This is a genomic window from Candidatus Eisenbacteria bacterium, assembly GCA_035712145.1.
Classification (GTDB): Bacteria; Eisenbacteria; RBG-16-71-46; order RBG-16-71-46; family RBG-16-71-46; genus DASTBI01.
This window is the reverse complement of record DASTBI010000166.1, coordinates 1-14,594: the sequence shown is the minus strand read 5'-3', so window position 1 is coordinate 14,594 and position 14,594 is coordinate 1. Positions and strand designations below refer to the sequence as shown.

General features: G+C 65.5%; 16 protein-coding genes. 11 read left to right on the top strand and 5 right to left on the bottom strand.

Annotated features, from left to right (window positions below; genetic code table 11):
* Window positions 1-3,384, top strand: a 3,384-nt coding sequence (locus VFQ05_11540; protein HET9327400.1) for an RNA-binding domain-containing protein, incomplete at its 5' end; no start/stop codon positions are given.
* 14 nt (window positions 3,385-3,398) lie between these two features.
* Window positions 3,399-4,091: a CPBP family intramembrane glutamic endopeptidase gene (locus VFQ05_11535; GenBank protein HET9327399.1), complete on the top strand. Its 693-nt coding sequence runs from the start codon at window positions 3,399-3,401 to the stop codon at window positions 4,089-4,091.
* On the opposite strand, the gene VFQ05_11530 is transcribed toward VFQ05_11535, so the two are convergent.
* The 5 genes from VFQ05_11530 to VFQ05_11510 form a co-directional block, all read right to left on the bottom strand.
* On the bottom strand, window positions 4,088-4,537 hold the full coding sequence (locus VFQ05_11530; protein ID HET9327398.1) for a biopolymer transporter ExbD: 450 nt from the start codon (window positions 4,535-4,537) through the stop codon (window positions 4,088-4,090). The two genes, VFQ05_11535 and VFQ05_11530, sit on opposite strands and share 4 nt — an antisense overlap.
* Entirely contained in the window at window positions 4,534-5,154 is a 621-nt protein-coding gene (locus tag VFQ05_11525) for a MotA/TolQ/ExbB proton channel family protein (GenBank protein ID HET9327397.1), read from the bottom strand. Before VFQ05_11525 ends, VFQ05_11530 begins: the two co-directional genes overlap by 4 nt.
* 82 nt (window positions 5,155-5,236) lie before the next feature.
* Complete coding sequence (locus tag VFQ05_11520) at window positions 5,237-6,133, bottom strand: hypothetical protein (protein HET9327396.1); 897 nt, start codon at window positions 6,131-6,133, stop codon at window positions 5,237-5,239.
* A 114-nt stretch (window positions 6,134-6,247) separates the two neighbouring features.
* Window positions 6,248-6,754, bottom strand: coding sequence for a YajQ family cyclic di-GMP-binding protein (locus VFQ05_11515; protein ID HET9327395.1), 507 nt, complete (start codon window positions 6,752-6,754; stop codon window positions 6,248-6,250).
* A gap of 3 nt (window positions 6,755-6,757) precedes the next feature.
* Window positions 6,758-7,273 carry an NUDIX domain-containing protein gene (locus tag VFQ05_11510; GenBank protein ID HET9327394.1) on the bottom strand — a complete coding sequence of 172 codons (516 nt, stop codon included), beginning with the start codon at window positions 7,271-7,273 and terminating at the stop codon, window positions 6,758-6,760.
* 244 nt (window positions 7,274-7,517) lie between these two features.
* Here VFQ05_11510 and VFQ05_11505 point away from each other — a divergent pair, with 244 nt between their 5' ends.
* From VFQ05_11505 to atpC, 9 genes are all read left to right on the top strand, one after another.
* On the top strand, window positions 7,518-7,772 hold the full coding sequence (locus VFQ05_11505; protein ID HET9327393.1) for an AtpZ/AtpI family protein: 255 nt from the start codon (window positions 7,518-7,520) through the stop codon (window positions 7,770-7,772).
* A gap of 16 nt (window positions 7,773-7,788) precedes the next feature.
* Window positions 7,789-9,174, top strand: a complete 1,386-nt coding sequence (gene atpB / locus VFQ05_11500; GenBank protein HET9327392.1) for a F0F1 ATP synthase subunit A — start codon at window positions 7,789-7,791, stop codon at window positions 9,172-9,174.
* A 19-nt stretch (window positions 9,175-9,193) separates the two neighbouring features.
* Window positions 9,194-9,424, top strand: coding sequence for an ATP synthase F0 subunit C (locus VFQ05_11495; GenBank protein HET9327391.1), 231 nt, complete (start codon window positions 9,194-9,196; stop codon window positions 9,422-9,424).
* Between the two features lie 49 nt (window positions 9,425-9,473).
* Entirely contained in the window at window positions 9,474-9,962 is a 489-nt protein-coding gene (gene atpF, locus VFQ05_11490; GenBank protein HET9327390.1) for a F0F1 ATP synthase subunit B, read from the top strand.
* Window positions 9,959-10,504, top strand: coding sequence for an ATP synthase F1 subunit delta (gene atpH, locus VFQ05_11485; GenBank protein ID HET9327389.1), 546 nt, complete (start codon window positions 9,959-9,961; stop codon window positions 10,502-10,504). The genes atpF and atpH overlap by 4 nt, the downstream gene beginning before the upstream one ends.
* A gap of 32 nt (window positions 10,505-10,536) precedes the next feature.
* Window positions 10,537-12,045 carry a F0F1 ATP synthase subunit alpha gene (gene atpA / locus VFQ05_11480; GenBank protein ID HET9327388.1) on the top strand — a complete coding sequence of 503 codons (1,509 nt, stop codon included), beginning with the start codon at window positions 10,537-10,539 and terminating at the stop codon, window positions 12,043-12,045.
* 6 nt (window positions 12,046-12,051) lie between these two features.
* Window positions 12,052-12,945 (top strand): ATP synthase F1 subunit gamma, encoded by an 894-nt coding sequence (gene atpG / locus VFQ05_11475; GenBank protein ID HET9327387.1) that lies wholly within the window; start codon window positions 12,052-12,054, stop codon window positions 12,943-12,945.
* Window positions 12,946-12,991: 46 nt separating this feature from the next.
* A complete protein-coding gene (atpD, locus tag VFQ05_11470) occupies window positions 12,992-14,395 on the top strand; it encodes a F0F1 ATP synthase subunit beta (protein HET9327386.1) in 1,404 nt (467 codons plus the stop codon).
* Window positions 14,395-14,594 (top strand): F0F1 ATP synthase subunit epsilon (gene atpC, locus VFQ05_11465; GenBank protein ID HET9327385.1); only part of this gene is annotated, 200 nt, incomplete at its 3' end. The genes atpD and atpC, both read left to right, overlap by 1 nt.

The following is a 14,594-nucleotide window of genomic DNA, read 5'->3' as shown; positions in this document are numbered from 1 at the left end:
CGCGCGCTCTGCCTAATTCCTCGCGATGTGGTGGATTTCGTTCTCGCGACTCAGCCCAAGGAGTGGAAGAAGCTCTCGGAGCACCATGGCACGGCAGTAAAGGAAAAGTTCCTCGAGCGTCTTTCTAGGGAGATCGGGCGGCGCGGTGCGCTCGACGTGCTACGCAACGGCATCAAGGACTCGGGCTGCAAGTTCAGGCTGGCGTTCTTTCGTCCGGCCAGCGGACTCAACGAGGAGATCAAACGTCTCCACGCGGCCAACCTGTTCGCAGTCGTGCGGCAGCTCTGCTTCAGCCTGAGGAACGACAAGAGCCTAGACCTGGTCTTGTTCCTCAACGGCATCCCGATCTTCACCGCGGAGCTGAAGAACCCGCTCAATGGGCAGGACGTCAAGGACGGCATTCGCCAGTACAAAGACGACCGCGACCCCCGTGAGCCCCTCTTTGGCCATGGCCGCTGCCTGGCCCATTTCGCCGTGGACCCCGACCTGGTCTACGTCACCACGCACCTCGCCGGCCCAACGACGTGGTTCCTACCGTTCAACCAGGGCAAGTTCGGCGGCGCCGGCAATCCGCCGGTGCCGCCCACGCGCGCGGGGTATGCCACTGGATATCTGTGGGATGAGACGTGGGCGCGCGACAGCGTGCTCGACGTGATTCGCCAATTTATCCACGAGGTTGAAGAGGAAGACGAAAAGGGGCGCAAGACCGGCAGGCGCCATCTGGTCTTCCCGCGCTACCAGCAGCTCGACTGCGTGCGCCGACTGGTCGGCCACGCGCGTGAGATGGGTGCGGGGCACCGATACCTCATCCAACACTCGGCCGGGAGTGGCAAGAGCTACACCATCGCCTGGCTGGCCCATCAGCTCGCCACGCTGCATGACCTCAGTGACCGCCGGGTGTTCGACTCGATCGTCGTCATTACCGACCGACGGATTCTCGACCGCCAGCTCCAGACGACGATGCGCCAGTTCGAGCAGACGCTCGGCGTCGTGGAGAACATCGATACCACGAGCCGCAAGCTCAAAGAGGCGCTCGAGGCGGGCAAAACGATCATCGTCACGACGCTGCAGAAGTTCTCGACAGAGGTCATGAAGGAAATCGGCGAGCTGCCCGGCAAGCGCTTCGCGGTGATCGTTGACGAGGCGCATTCCTCCCAGTCGGGCGAGGGCACCAAGCCGCTGAAGGGCGTGCTCGCCGCGACCGATCTCGCGGAGGCTGAGCGTGACGAGTCGGAGTCGGAACCGACCGATGAGGACGTCGACAATCTCGCGCTCGCCGAGGCGGTCAAGCGCGGTCGCATGCCAAATCTCTCCCTGTTCGCGTTCACCGCAACACCCAAGCCCAAGACGCTTCAGTTGTTCGGCCGAGAACGTCCCGATGGCAAGTTCGAGCCCTTCCATCTCTACACGATGCGGCAGGCGATCGAAGAAGGCTTCATTCTCGACGTTCTCGAGAACTACACGACGTACAAGGCGTATTGGCGTCTGCTCAAGACGGTCGAAAGCGATCCTCGCTACGACAGGAGCAAGGCGGAGTACCTGCTCAAGTCGTTCGTCGAGCTACACCCTCACGCGATCGGCGAAAAGGTCCGGATCATGGTGGAGCACTTCGCGGCCCATACCCAGGGGGAGATCGGCGGCAGGGCGAAGGCGATGATCGTCACCCGATCACGCCTGCACGCGGTGCGCTACAAGCTCGCGGTCGACAGGTATCTTGCCGAACGGGGGTTGCCGTTCAAGGCCCTCGTCGCTTTCTCGGGGCAGGTGAAGGACGGTGGACACGCCTACACCGAGCCGAACATGAATGGATACCCCGAGGCGCAGACAAGGAAGGCGTTCGAGCGACCTGAGTACCGCTTCCTGATCGTGGCCAGTAAGTTCCAAACGGGCTTCGACCAGCCGTTGCTCCACACCATGTACGTGGACAAGAAGCTCGCCGGAGTGAACGCGGTGCAGACGCTGTCGCGCCTCAATCGAACGCTGCCTCCCGAGAAGAAGGGAACCATGGTGCTCGATTTCGCCAACGAGGCGGATGAGATCAAGGAAGCTTTCGAGCCCTACTACGAAAGGACGCTGCTGTCCGAGGCGACGAACCCGAACCTGCTTTACGAAACCCAGTCGCACCTCGCCGGTTTCCCGGTCTACACCGAGGCCGATGTGAACGCCTTCGCCAGGGTTTATTCGGACGCGAAGGCGACTCAGGATCGGCTCTACGCGGTTCTCGCTCCCGTCGTCGAGCGCGCGTTATCGCTGGCCGAGCGCGAGCGAGAGGAGTTCCGTGGTCTCCTCGGCGATTATGTGAGGCTCTACGCCTTCCTGGCGCAGGTGGTGACGTTCGCCGATGCCGACCTCGAGAAACTCCATGTCTTCGCCCGCCACCTGCGCCGGCTGCTTCCCTCAGATCGCGAGGAGCTGCCGCGCGAGGTGCAGCAGAACATCGACATGGAGTCCTATCGGCTTCAACAAACCGCCGCGGGAAAGATCGCCCTGGAGCGTAAGCCCGGCGTGCTCGATCCCATCGGGAGCAAGAGCGCCCGCGGCGCCGCTCCCGAGGTGATCGAGCCGCTATCCCGCATCATTGCTGATCTGAACGAACGCTTTGGGCTCAACCTTGGTCCTGAGCATCGAGTGACGCTCGGCCAGATGATCGATCGGCTCGATGACGACGTCGCCCTCGATGCCGCTGCGCGCGCCAATACGCGGGAAAACGTTCGGCTCACGTTCGACCAAAAGGTCGAACACGTGATTCAGGAGATCGTCGAATCGAACTTCGAGCTCTACAAGCGCATCACCGACGACCGGGCTTTCGGCGAGGCGATCAAGAACTATCTGTTCGACCAGTACCTTCGAACCCACCGGAGCGCTGAAGAGCTGATCCGCCGCGGGGAGTCGAAGACTCTGGAATTCAAGGCCACACTGCGCTGGAGTCTCAAGGAAGACCGCCGGGACGATGTCGGTGTGACTCATGCCGCCCTCAAGACTGTCGCCGCGTTCCTCAACACCGAGGGCGGGGACCTCCTGATCGGGGTGGCAGACGATGGCACCGTCGTCGGCATCGAGCCGGATCGCCTCGAGAACGACGACAAGTTCATGCGCCACCTGGCGCAGGTCGTGCGGAACGCGCTCGGCGACCGGGCGGGGACGTGCATCGATCCCAAGACCCAGATCGTGCAGGGCAAGACGGTATGCGTCGTGAGCTGTCAGAGGAGTCCGGAACCGGTCTTCCTCAAGTGGAAGGAGCTCGAATCTTCCCCGGAGGGCGATTTCTTCGTCAGAAGCGGGCCCGGAACGGTGAAGCTGGCGCCTGAGAGCGCCGCCGAATTCATCAGGACTCGATTCGTCGGAGCCAAGCCGCCCGGAGTGCAGCCGGCCGTCGAAGGCTGACGGGAGGTAAGGGTATGCGGCTCGACCCGGGAGCCATCGGCCTCAGCGGTTGGCTCTTCCTCTTCTTCCACGGCACCTACATCCCGTGGAAGGCGTGGAGGACCAAGGTCCAGCTCGATGGGTTGGCGGCGCTCCCGTCACGATCGGCCTTCTACTCCGGCGCGATCATCTCGCTGGCGGTGCTGTTCCCGATCGCGCTCATCGTCGGCTTCATGCACCACATGGAGCTCTACCCGCGCGCCTGGCCGACGGCCGCTGGATGGCTGCAGGCCGCCTTCACGCTGGTGGCCATGCTGGTGCCGGTGTGGCCGCGGTGGCGCGCGGCGGTGGCTCGAGGCGACCGCCGGATCTCCCTCTTCATGCCCAAAGGGCGTAAGGAGCAGGGACTGTGGGTGGCGCTTTCGGCGATGGCCGCGCTGGTCGAGGAGACCACCTACCGCGGGGTGATGTTCTCGCTGCTGCTCTGGGCCACCGGCAGCGTGGCCTTCGCCACCTTGATCGCGGCCGCGGTCCACGGCCTGGCCCATGCCTTCCAGGACAAGCTCTCGATGGGGATCGTTTTCCTCTACGGCGTGCTGCTCCAGTTCCTGATGCTGCAGAGCGGCTCGCTCTATCTGCCGATCCTCGTCCATTTCCTGTTCGACGTGATCTCCGGTTTCACGTACGCCCGGCTCGGAGAGGAAGCGGGCGTCCTGAGCACTTCCTAACGCGTGCTCTGGCCGGACGAGGATCCCGCGTGGCGCACTCCGATCCCCACCCCGGTGAATCCCGCCGTTCGCACCGCGTCCAGCAGCTGAACGATGCGACCGTGCTCCACCTTTTGCTCGGCATCGATCGTCACCTGACTCTCGGGTTGACGCTCGCGTAGCGCGCGAAGCCGCGGCAACACCTGCTCGAACGTGGTCGGCGCGCCGTCCACCAGCAACGTTCCGTGCTCGGTCAGAACCAGCTGAATCGGCTTCGCGCCAGCCGTGCTGCCGGCCTGGCCCGCGGTCGTCGACTTCGGGAGGTTGAGCTCCAGCTCACCCGCGCGCTTGAAGGTGCTGGTGAGCGTGAAGAAGATGAGCAGCAGGAACAGCACGTCGACCAGCGAGATGACGTTCAGGTCGACGTGCTTCCGCGCTTTCCGCTCGCGGAAAACGATGCGACTCACAGCGCCCCCTCCGGCTGCGGACGACGCAGCCGAGCCACCATGCGGCTGGCACACGCTTCGATCTCGGCGATCAAGCGCTCAGATTGCGACGTGAGGTAGTTGTAGGCGACCAGCGCCGGGATGCCGATGCATAGCCCCTCGGCCGTGGTGAACATCGCCACGCTGATCCCCTTCGACAGGACCTGAGGATCGCCGAGTCCGGACAGCGCCACCGAAGAGAACATCTGGATCATCCCGAAGACCGTACCGAGGAGTCCCAGCAGCGGAGATGCCTGGGCCACGGTCTGGAGCCAGAACAGGTGCCGCTCGATCGCGGGCGTCTCCTGGCGGCCGGCGTCGATGACCGCGTCGCGCATGACCTCCCACTCCTGATCTGCGTTTTCGAGCCCCGCCCGCATCACGTCCGAGAGGACGCCGGGATTCCTGCGACAGATCTCCACCGCCAGGCTCAGGTCCTTCCCGGGCTGGATCGCCTCGATGACGTCGATGATCTGCCGCGGCAGGACGCGGCTCCGGCGGAGTGCGAACAATCGCTCGATGGTGACCGCCATGCCGATCAGGCTGCAGAGCGCGAGGGGGTAAAAGACCGGTCCGGACTTCTCGATGAAATCCATCATGCGAGGTTCTCTCCTGGAATCGACGGGTGAACAGGACCGACCCGGCCACGATGGACCGGGTGCGAAGGCTCCCGGCGAGACTTCACCGGGGACGAATCTTCGGGTAGATCATGCGGAGGCGAAGGATCAGCCTCGGCTCTGGGAAGTCGGCGGGCAGCGGCTCGATCGATCCCATGGAGCCCAGCGCGCCCCGTGCGGCGACCGTCAGCGAGTGGTGCCCCTGCTCCTCCAGGAGGTCGAGGCGCAACAGCTTTCCCGATGGCGCGATCTCGAGCTCGAACACGGCCCAGCCCCCTTCCTTGAGCAGACCCAAGGAGTACGCCGGTGGGGCCGTCCACGCGCCCATGAGCTGCCGGCCGAATCGCTGGAGCCACGGGGCGTAATCCCAGGCCGTCGTGTTGAGACTCACCTCGCCGGTGAGCCCGGCGTTGCCGCCGGGGTTCTCCATCTCCGGTTGATGGATGTCGGAGCTCCCCGCAGCACCCGGAGCGCTTTGAGGGGTCACGGCGCCCGCTCGTTGCGGGGAGTCAGGGGCTCGGGAGTTCGGCGAAGTCGTCTCGAACCCCGTCATTTGCCGATCGGGCGGCGCAGCAACCGGTCGGGATGGCTTCCCGTCTGGGTCGAGGTTCACCGTCGGCGCATCCCCCTCGCCCTGCATCCGCGGAAGCGTTTCGTCACCGCCGGGCACGAGGTCACGGGCGCGGCTCGTGACGTTGCTCAGGAAGTCCGCACTCTTCGGGCTGGCATCCGCGCGATCGGGAGGAAGCTCGGAAAAGAAGTGCGGCTTCTCGGTCTCGCGGGTCTCCGGGCGGGATCCGGTGAACACCAATTGGATCGGCTCGGGCTCGCGCGAAGCAGCCGAGCTCGGTTCGAGTGGCGGAAGCCATCGGAGGCCCAGGAATGCGCACAGGTGCAGGGCCAGAGTGAGAGCCCACGCGATGAGCCACCCGCGCCGGTCCGTCTTGCGTACGCCGTTCATGGGCAAGCGCGCCAACTATCGGAACGAGTAAGAGAGCACCGCGATGACGTTCCGCACGAGGGTACACCGGGGTCCAGGCCCGCCGCGTAAAGAACTGTGAAGCCGCGGCCCGCGTCAGTTCGTCCGGTAATTGCCGAACTTGAGCTCGACGCCGTAGTCCTGCTGCTTGAGCATCGTCATCACGCCTTGAAGCTCGTCCTTGCTCGGCGAGCTGATGCGCACCGTGTCGCCCTGGATCGCGGCCTGCACCTTCTTGAGCTTGGCGTCCTTGATGGTGCGCGCGATCTCTCGCGCCATGTCGGCGGTGAGGCCGTCCTGGATCTCGATCTCCTGGCGCACGCTGGCGCCGGCGGCCGGCTCGACCTTCCCCGGCTTCATGTTCTTGAGCGGGACCTGACGGCGAACCAGCTTGCTCTGCAGCACGTCCCACATGGCCTTGAGCTTGAACTCGTCCGGGCCGCCGAGCACCAGCTTCTTGTCCTTCTGCATGAGCTCGATGGTGGCGCGGATGCCTTTGAAGTCGTAGCGCTGCGTGATCTCCTTGGTCGCCTGAGTCACGGCGTTGTGGACTTCGTTGAAGTCGACGCCCGTGGTCACGTCGAACGAGCTGGTGCTGGCCAAGGCTTACCTCCGTGAGGACCGGGACGAAGCGGCACGCGCGGGACGAGCGTGGGCTCCAAGGCGAAGCTCCAGCGCCTCGGCGCGCGGCCCTCCAGGAACGATCTGTCGCAGCACGGCGTCCATGCCCAGACGCTGCGAATCCCACAAGAAGCGACGAGCAGCTCGCGCCGCGCTCAGGAATGTCGACGCGTCGTGCTCCTTCGAGAGCCGGATGGTCTCTCGCGCTCCGATCTCGGCGGCAAAGAGCGGCAGCGCCGTCAGCGCCCGGCCGCGGTCGTCGAGGCAAATGGTGGTCTGCTCGAGCCGCCAGAATCGGATCGGACGAAGTCCCGTCTCTTCTCGGATCTCCCGCAGCGCGGCCTCGGCGGGAGTCTCGAACAGCTCGATCTTGCCGGTCACCGGCTGCCAGACGCCCGGGAGCTTCTTTCGGGGCCCACGGCGCAGGGCCAGGAACTCCACGGCTCTCGTTCTGCGGCGGAAGACGTAAACCTCGACCTTGTCGATGACTAGGTTGGACATGCCGGCGGCAGGATAGACGGCGATCTCCGGGATCGCCAGGACCGAGGCGCCGTGGGCGACCCTCCGATGTCCAAAACGTTGACACAAAGGCCCTCGCCCGTGGCTTCGCGCGAGATCTGGCTCGTGCCGTCTCCAATTCCCTGTTGACGCGGCTCGGCACTTCCCATACCTTCCTGCGGCTCGTCGTCACCCTATTGGGATTACTTGGGTTGCCGACTCTTTGTGAAAAGTTTCACTGGCCTGAATGAGCCCACCGAAGGATGAGAAGAGGAAGTACGAAGCCCTCCGGTCGGCCGGGTTGCTCCTCGCGATCCCGACGCTTCTCATCGTTTCTCCGCTGGTCGGCTTCTTCATCGGGATGGCGGTGGATCGCTGGCTCGAGACCAAATGGATCTTCAGCGTGATCGGCATGGTGCTGGGCTTCGTGGCCGCAGGCCGCGAGACCTGGCGGATCATGCGGCGCGTCCAGGACGAGGAAAAGGAGTCCAAGCGTCCCTGAGGGGATGCGGCCAAGCATGGGTCTCGAGTTCCTGGTGAGAGTTCGCAAGAGCAGCCTGTGGGCGGGTGCGGTCCTTGCGCTCCTGATCGCCCGCTACGTCACCCCCATCGACGGTCTGGCCGTGGTCCTCGGCCTCGTATGGTCGCTCGTGAATCTCTTCCTCATCGAGCGCATGGTCGTGGCCCTCACGGCTCCGGAACGCCGCACGCCAGCGATGACGAGGCAGGCGCTCATGACTTCGGCCGGTATGGCCGTACTGTTCGCCGTCGGCGCGTTGCTGCTCGGCAAACTCCCGCCCCAGAGCCTCCTCTGGGGATTTCTGGTTCCGCTCGCCGTCATCGTGCTCAAGGCCGGCTCGCTCCTCCTGCTCGGCACGCGCGGCTGGAAGCGGCTCGTCGGCGACCCGCGACGCGTCGCCGGAATCGTGGTCGCCATCGGGCTGGCCGCATGGGCCGCGTCGCCGCTCTGGGTCGGCGCCCAGGAGCACGGCGTAGCCGCACCCCCGGAGAGCCTGGCGCAGCATTCGGCCGGCGGGGAGCATGGCGCTGCGGCGAGCGACGCACACGAAGGACAGGCCGAGCACGGCGCGGCGCAAGGTGCGCACGGCGAGTCCGCCGGGCCGCAGAAGTTCGCCAATGTGATCACGGTGATCTCCCGGGCCTTCCCCGACGCTCCGTGGGCGCACTTCCTGCACGAGTTCGAAGCGGTCATTTTCTCGCTGTTCGTGGCGCTCCTGATCATCCTCGTGGCGTGGCTCGCGACCCGCAACGCCGGCTTGATTCCGCGCCCGCTCCAGAACGTGGTCGAGTATCTGGTCGAGACCCTCAACGACTTCATCGTCGGCATCCTGGGGCCCAAGCATGGACCCAGGTACGTCCCGTTCCTCGGCACGCTGTTCATCTACATCCTGGTGATGAACCTCTTCGGGCTCATTCCCGGAATGGACTCGCCGACCTCGAGCCTCAACGTCACGGTGGCGCTGGCGCTCGTGGTGTTCATCTACGCGCAGTCCATCGGCCTCCGGGAGCTCGGCGTCCTCGGCTACCTGGACCACCTTGCCGGCAGTCCGCGCACGCCGATCTCATGGGGTCTCGTGCCGCTCATGCTGCCCATCCACATCATGGGCGAGCTGGCGAAGCCGATCTCGCTCTCGTGCCGACTCTTCGGCAACGTGTTCGGCGAGGACATGCTGCTGGTCGCGTTCGTGACGCTGGGCATCACCACGCTGGCCTTCTTCAACTCGCCGGTCGGGCTTCCGCTCCAGCTTCCATTCCTGTTCCTGGCGTTGCTCACGGGCACGCTCCAGGCGCTGGTGTTCACCGTTCTCAGCACCATCTACTTCCTCCTCATGCTCCCGCACGACGATCACGAGCACGGGGAGGAGGCGCAGCACGCTCACTAAGACCCACAAGGAGGACACGATGGACTTCCACGCGGCACTCGGTTGGGGCCTCCCGGTCGGCATCGGACTGGCGGCCATCGGCTCGGGCATCGGCCTGGGCGGCATCGGCAACGGCGCCATGCAGGCGATCGGTCGTCAGCCCGAGGCCACCGGCAAGATTCAGCTCGCCATGATCATCATCGCCGCGCTCGCCGAGGCGCTGACGATCTACGCGTTCGTGACCATGTTCATTCTGTCGCCGAAGATCTAGGCGTTCCGCCGCGGCGCATCGTGAGCCGTGGCACTCGCCGGGAGTCGACATGAACCTCATCGACATCAGACAAGTCCTGACGCAGGTGCTGGGCTTCCTGATCATGGTCTGGCTGCTGCGTCGCTTCGCCTGGAAGCCGGTGCTCGGACTCCTCGAGGCGCGGCGCCAGAAGATCGCGGACGAGTTCGAAGAGGCCGAGCGCCGCAAGGCCGAGGCTGCCGATCTCAAGGCCCGCTACGAGCTCGAGCTGCGCGGCATCGAGGCTCAGGCGCGTCAGCGGCTGCAGGAAGCCATGGCCGAAGGCCAGAAGCTGGCGGCCGAGCTCAAGTCGCAGGCGCAGGCCGACGCCTCGCAGCGCATGCAGCAGGCGGCCGACGAGATCGCGCGCGAGCGCGAGAAGGCCAAGGAGATCCTCAAAGAGCAGATGGTGGCGCTGTCGGTCAGGGCCGCGGAGAAGATCCTGCGGCAGAAGATCGACGACCAGGGTCAGCGGAAGCTCGCCGGGGAGTTCATCGACCAGGTGGCCGCGCTGCCATGAAAGACACGACGGTCGCCGCGCGTTACGCGCGCGGGCTCTTCATCCTCACCGAGAAGCGTGGCGAGACGGAGCGCGCCCTCGAGGACCTGAAGGGCCTGGTCGAGGTGCTGAAGCCGGGGAGTCGCGTGGGCAACTTCCTGGCCTCACCGGGCGTGCGGCTCGCCGACAAGCGGGAGTCGGTGAAGCGCGCCCTGGACGGGAAAGTGGCGCGCACGGTGGTGCTGTTCGCGGACCTGTTGCTGCGCAAGAAGCGGCTGCCCGAGTTCGACTTTGCGGTGACGGAGTTCGAGGCGCTGGTCGAGAAGAAGCAGGGCGTCCAGCGCGCCCACGTGGTGAGCGCGGTGCCGCTCACCGATGGGGAGCAGCAGCGGCTGCACGCGGAGCTCGAGCGTCATACCCGGTCCAAGATCCGTCTCACGAGCGAAGTCGACTCCGACCTGATCGGCGGCGCCCTGGTGCGCATCGGCGATCACGTGATCGACCGCTCGGTCGCCACGCTGCTCAAGGCGATCGAGCAACAGCTTTCCGAAGTCAGCGTCTAACCCAACTCCTAACGATCCGGGGCACAACCTTCATGACCTTCCGACCCGAAGAAGTGAGCGCCGTGCTGGCGCAAGAGCTCGAGCGCTACGAGGCCAAGCTCGAGACCAAGAGCGTCGGCACGGTCCTGTCCGTGGGCGACGGCATCTCCCGCGTCTGGGGCCTCGAAGACGCGATGGCCGGCGAGCTGATCCGCTTCCCGGGCGACATCATGGGCATGGTCCTCAACCTCGAAGAGGACAACGTCGGTGTCGTCTTGTTCGGCTCGGACAAGAACATCAAGGAAGGCGATCGTGTCGAGCGGACGGGCCGCATCGCCTCCGTGCCGGTCGGCAAGACGATGATCGGCCGCGTGGTGAACGCCATCGGGCAACCGGTCGACGGCAAGGGCCCGATCGGCGCCGACAAGTTCAGGAACATCGAGTTCAAGGCGCCGGGCGTCATCGAGCGCCAGCCGGTGAAGGAGCCCCTCCAGACCGGCATCAAGGCGATCGACGCCATGATCCCCATCGGTCGCGGCCAGCGCGAGCTGATCATCGGCGATCGCCAGACCGGCAAGACCACGATCGCCCTCGACACGATCATCAATCAGAAGGGCACCGGGGTGATCTGCGTGTACGTCGCGATCGGACAGAAAGAGTCCACGGTCGCCAACGTCGTCGGCATTCTCGAGAAGCACGGCGCCATGGAGTACACGATCGTGGTGACGGCCTCGGCCTCGGAATCGGCGCCGCTCCAGTTCATCGCTCCCTACGCGGGCTGCGCGATGGGTGAGGAGTTCACCTACGACGGCGGCCACGTGCTGTGCGTCTACGACGACCTGTCCAAGCACGCCAACGCCTATCGCCAGCTCGCGCTGTTGCTGCGGCGGCCTCCGGGCCGCGAGGCGTATCCCGGCGACGTGTTCTACCTCCACTCGCGGCTGCTCGAGCGCGCCTGCAAGCTGTCGGACGACCTGAAGGGCGGCTCGCTGACCGCGCTGCCGTTCATCGAGACGCAGGCCGGCGACGTCTCGGCGTACATCCCGACCAACGTCATCTCGATCACCGACGGACAGATCTTCCTCGAGGGTGATCTGTTCTATTCCGGCGTGCGCCCCGCCATCAACGTCGGCATCTCGGTGTCGCGTGTGGGCGGCAACGCCCAGATCAAGGCGATGCGCCAGGTGGCCGGGCGGCTGCGTCTCGACCTGGCGCAGTACCGCGCGCTGGCGGCCTTCGCGCAGTTCGGCTCCGACCTCGACAAGGCGACCCAGGCCCAGCTCACCCGCGGCGAGCGCATGGTCGAGCTGCTCAAGCAGGGACAGTTCGCGCCGCTGCCGGTCGAGCAGCAGGTGATCTCGATCTGGGCGGGCGCCAACGGCTACCTCGACGACGTTCCGGTCATCGCGGTGCGCAAGTTCGAGAGCGAATGGCTGGGGTTCGTGAACCAGAAATACGGAGAGGTCGCGCACAACATCCGCACCGCCAAGAGCATCTCTCCCGAAGACGAGAAGCGCTTGCACGAGGCGTGCAAGACCTTCAAGGCCCAGTTCAAGGCTTAGGACTCGATGGCGACGCTGAAAGATCTCCGGCGGCGAATCCGCGCCACGAAGAGCATGCAGCAGATCTTCAAGGCGATGGAGATGGTGGCTGCCGCCAAGCTGCGCCGTGCCCAGGTGCGTGCGCAGTCCGCCGCCCCCTACGCGCAGAAGATCTCCGAGATGCTCGCCAATCTCGCCGGCGCTGCGTCCGAGATGGAGCATCCGCTGTTCAAGGTGCGGCCGGTGAAGACCACCGCACTCGTGGTGATCGCGGCCGATCGCGGCTTTGCCGGCACGTACAACACCGTCATCCTGAGAGTGGCCGAGCAGCGGGTCCGCAAAGCCGAGCGGGGGTCGATCAAGCTCGTCCTGGTGGGGCGCAAGGCGCGCGACTACGCGCGGCGCCGGGGGTTCCCGGTCCTCTCGGCCCATACCGACCTCCCCGGCGAAGCCGATCTGGAGCTGGCGCGCAAGCTGACGCAGGAGCTCACCGAGCGATTCGTCTCCGGCGAAGTCGACAGGGTCGAGCTGCTCTACACCCACTTCGTGAACGCGCTGGTGAGGAAGATCCAGAACCCGGCGTTCCTCCCGGTCGGCGCCGAGCCGCCCAAGCCCAAAGAGGAGAAGGCCGCCAAGGAAGGGGAGGCGGCGCCGCGGGCGAGCGTGGATCCGATCTTCGAACCCGACCCGGAGACCATCTTCGGCGAGCTGGTGCCGCGCTACGCGATGGCGACGCTCTATGCCGCGATGGCGGATGCGCTGGCCTCCGAGCATGCGGCGCGCATGGTGGCCATGGGCTCGGCGCGCAAGAACGCGGGCGAGCTGGTGGACGACCTCACGCTCAAGCGGAACCGGCTGCGCCAGGCGGCCATCACCAAGGAGATCGCCGAGCTGGTCGGTGGCGCGGAAGCTCTCAAGTGATCATCACGACCCACGAACGAGCCCCATCTAGAGGCGGAGCCCAATCATGAACGTCGGGAAAGTCGTCCAGGTGATCGGTCCCACGGTGGACGTGGCGTTCGATCCCGAGAAACTGCCGAAGATCTACAACGCGATCCTCATCGAGGACAAAGAGCGCGGCATCAAGCTCACGGTCGAAGCGGCGCTCCACGTGGGTGACAACGTCGTCCGCTGCATCGCCATGGACTCGACCGACGGCCTGGTGCGTGGCATGAAGGCGACCGACACCGGCGATCCCATTACCGTTCCGGTCGGCGAGGAATGTCTCGGGCGAATCTTCAACCTGGTCGGCGAGACGATCGACGGCAAGGGGCCGGTCAAGGCGACCAAGAGACTTCCGATCCATCGTCCCGCTCCGCCGTTCGCCGAGCAGGAAGTGGAGAAGCAGATCTTCGAGACCGGCATCAAGGTGGTCGACATGCTGGCGCCCTACCAGCGCGGCGGCAAGGTCGGTCTGTTCGGCGGCGCCGGCGTGGGCAAGACCGTGCTGATCCAGGAGCTGATCCGGAACATCGCGACCCAGCACGGCGGCTTCTCGGTGTTCGCGGGCGTCGGCGAGCGCACCCGCGAAGGCAACGACCTCTATCGCGAGATGACCGAGTCGGGCGTCATCGCGAAGACGGTGATGGTCTTCGGTCAGATGAACGAGCCGCCCGGAGCGCGCCTGCGCGTGGGGCTCACCGGCGTCACCATGGCGGAGTACTTCCGCGACGAACAGGGCAAGGACGTGCTGTTCTTCGTCGACAACATCTTCCGCTTCACCCAGGCGGGCTCCGAAGTGTCGGCGCTGCTCGGCCGCATGCCGAGCGCGGTAGGCTACCAGCCCACGCTGTCGACCGAGATGGGGGCGCTGCAGGAACGCATCACCACCACGAAGAAGGGGTCGATCACTTCGGTGCAGGCGATCTACGTGCCGGCCGACGATCTCACCGATCCCGCGCCGGCCACCGCCTTCTCGCACCTCGACGCCACCACGGTGCTCGAGCGCTCGATCGCCGAGCTCGGCATCTACCCGGCCGTCGATCCGCTGGCGTCGACCTCGCGCATTCTGGACCCCGCGATCGTCGGCGAGGAGCACTACGCGATCGCGCGATCGGTGCAACGAATCCTCCAGCGCTACAAGGACCTCCAGGACATCATCGCCATCCTCGGGATGGACGAGCTGTCGGAAGACGACAAGGTCACGGTGTCGCGCGCGCGCAAGATCCAGCGCTTCCTGTCGCAGCCCTTCTTCGTCGCCGAGGCCTTCACCGGGACGCCCGGGAAGTACGTGAAGCTCGAAGACACGGTCAAGGGCTTCAAGATGATCGTCGAGGGCAAGCTCGACGAGCTGCCCGAGCAGGCGTTCTACATGAAGGGTGGCATCGAGGAAGTCCAGGAGGCCGCCGAGAAGATGGCGGCCACCGTCTAGTGGCGGCGGTCTTCCATCTCAGCGTGCTGACGCCCGAGAAGTCGGTGTTCGAGGGCGAGGTCGAGTACGTCGAGGTTCCCGGCACCGCCGGCTACTTCGGCGTGCTCGCCCACCACGCTCCGCTGGTGGCCAACCTGGCGAAGGGCATGCTCACCATCCGCCGCGCCGGCGGCCAGAACGAGAAGCTCGAGGTGAGCGG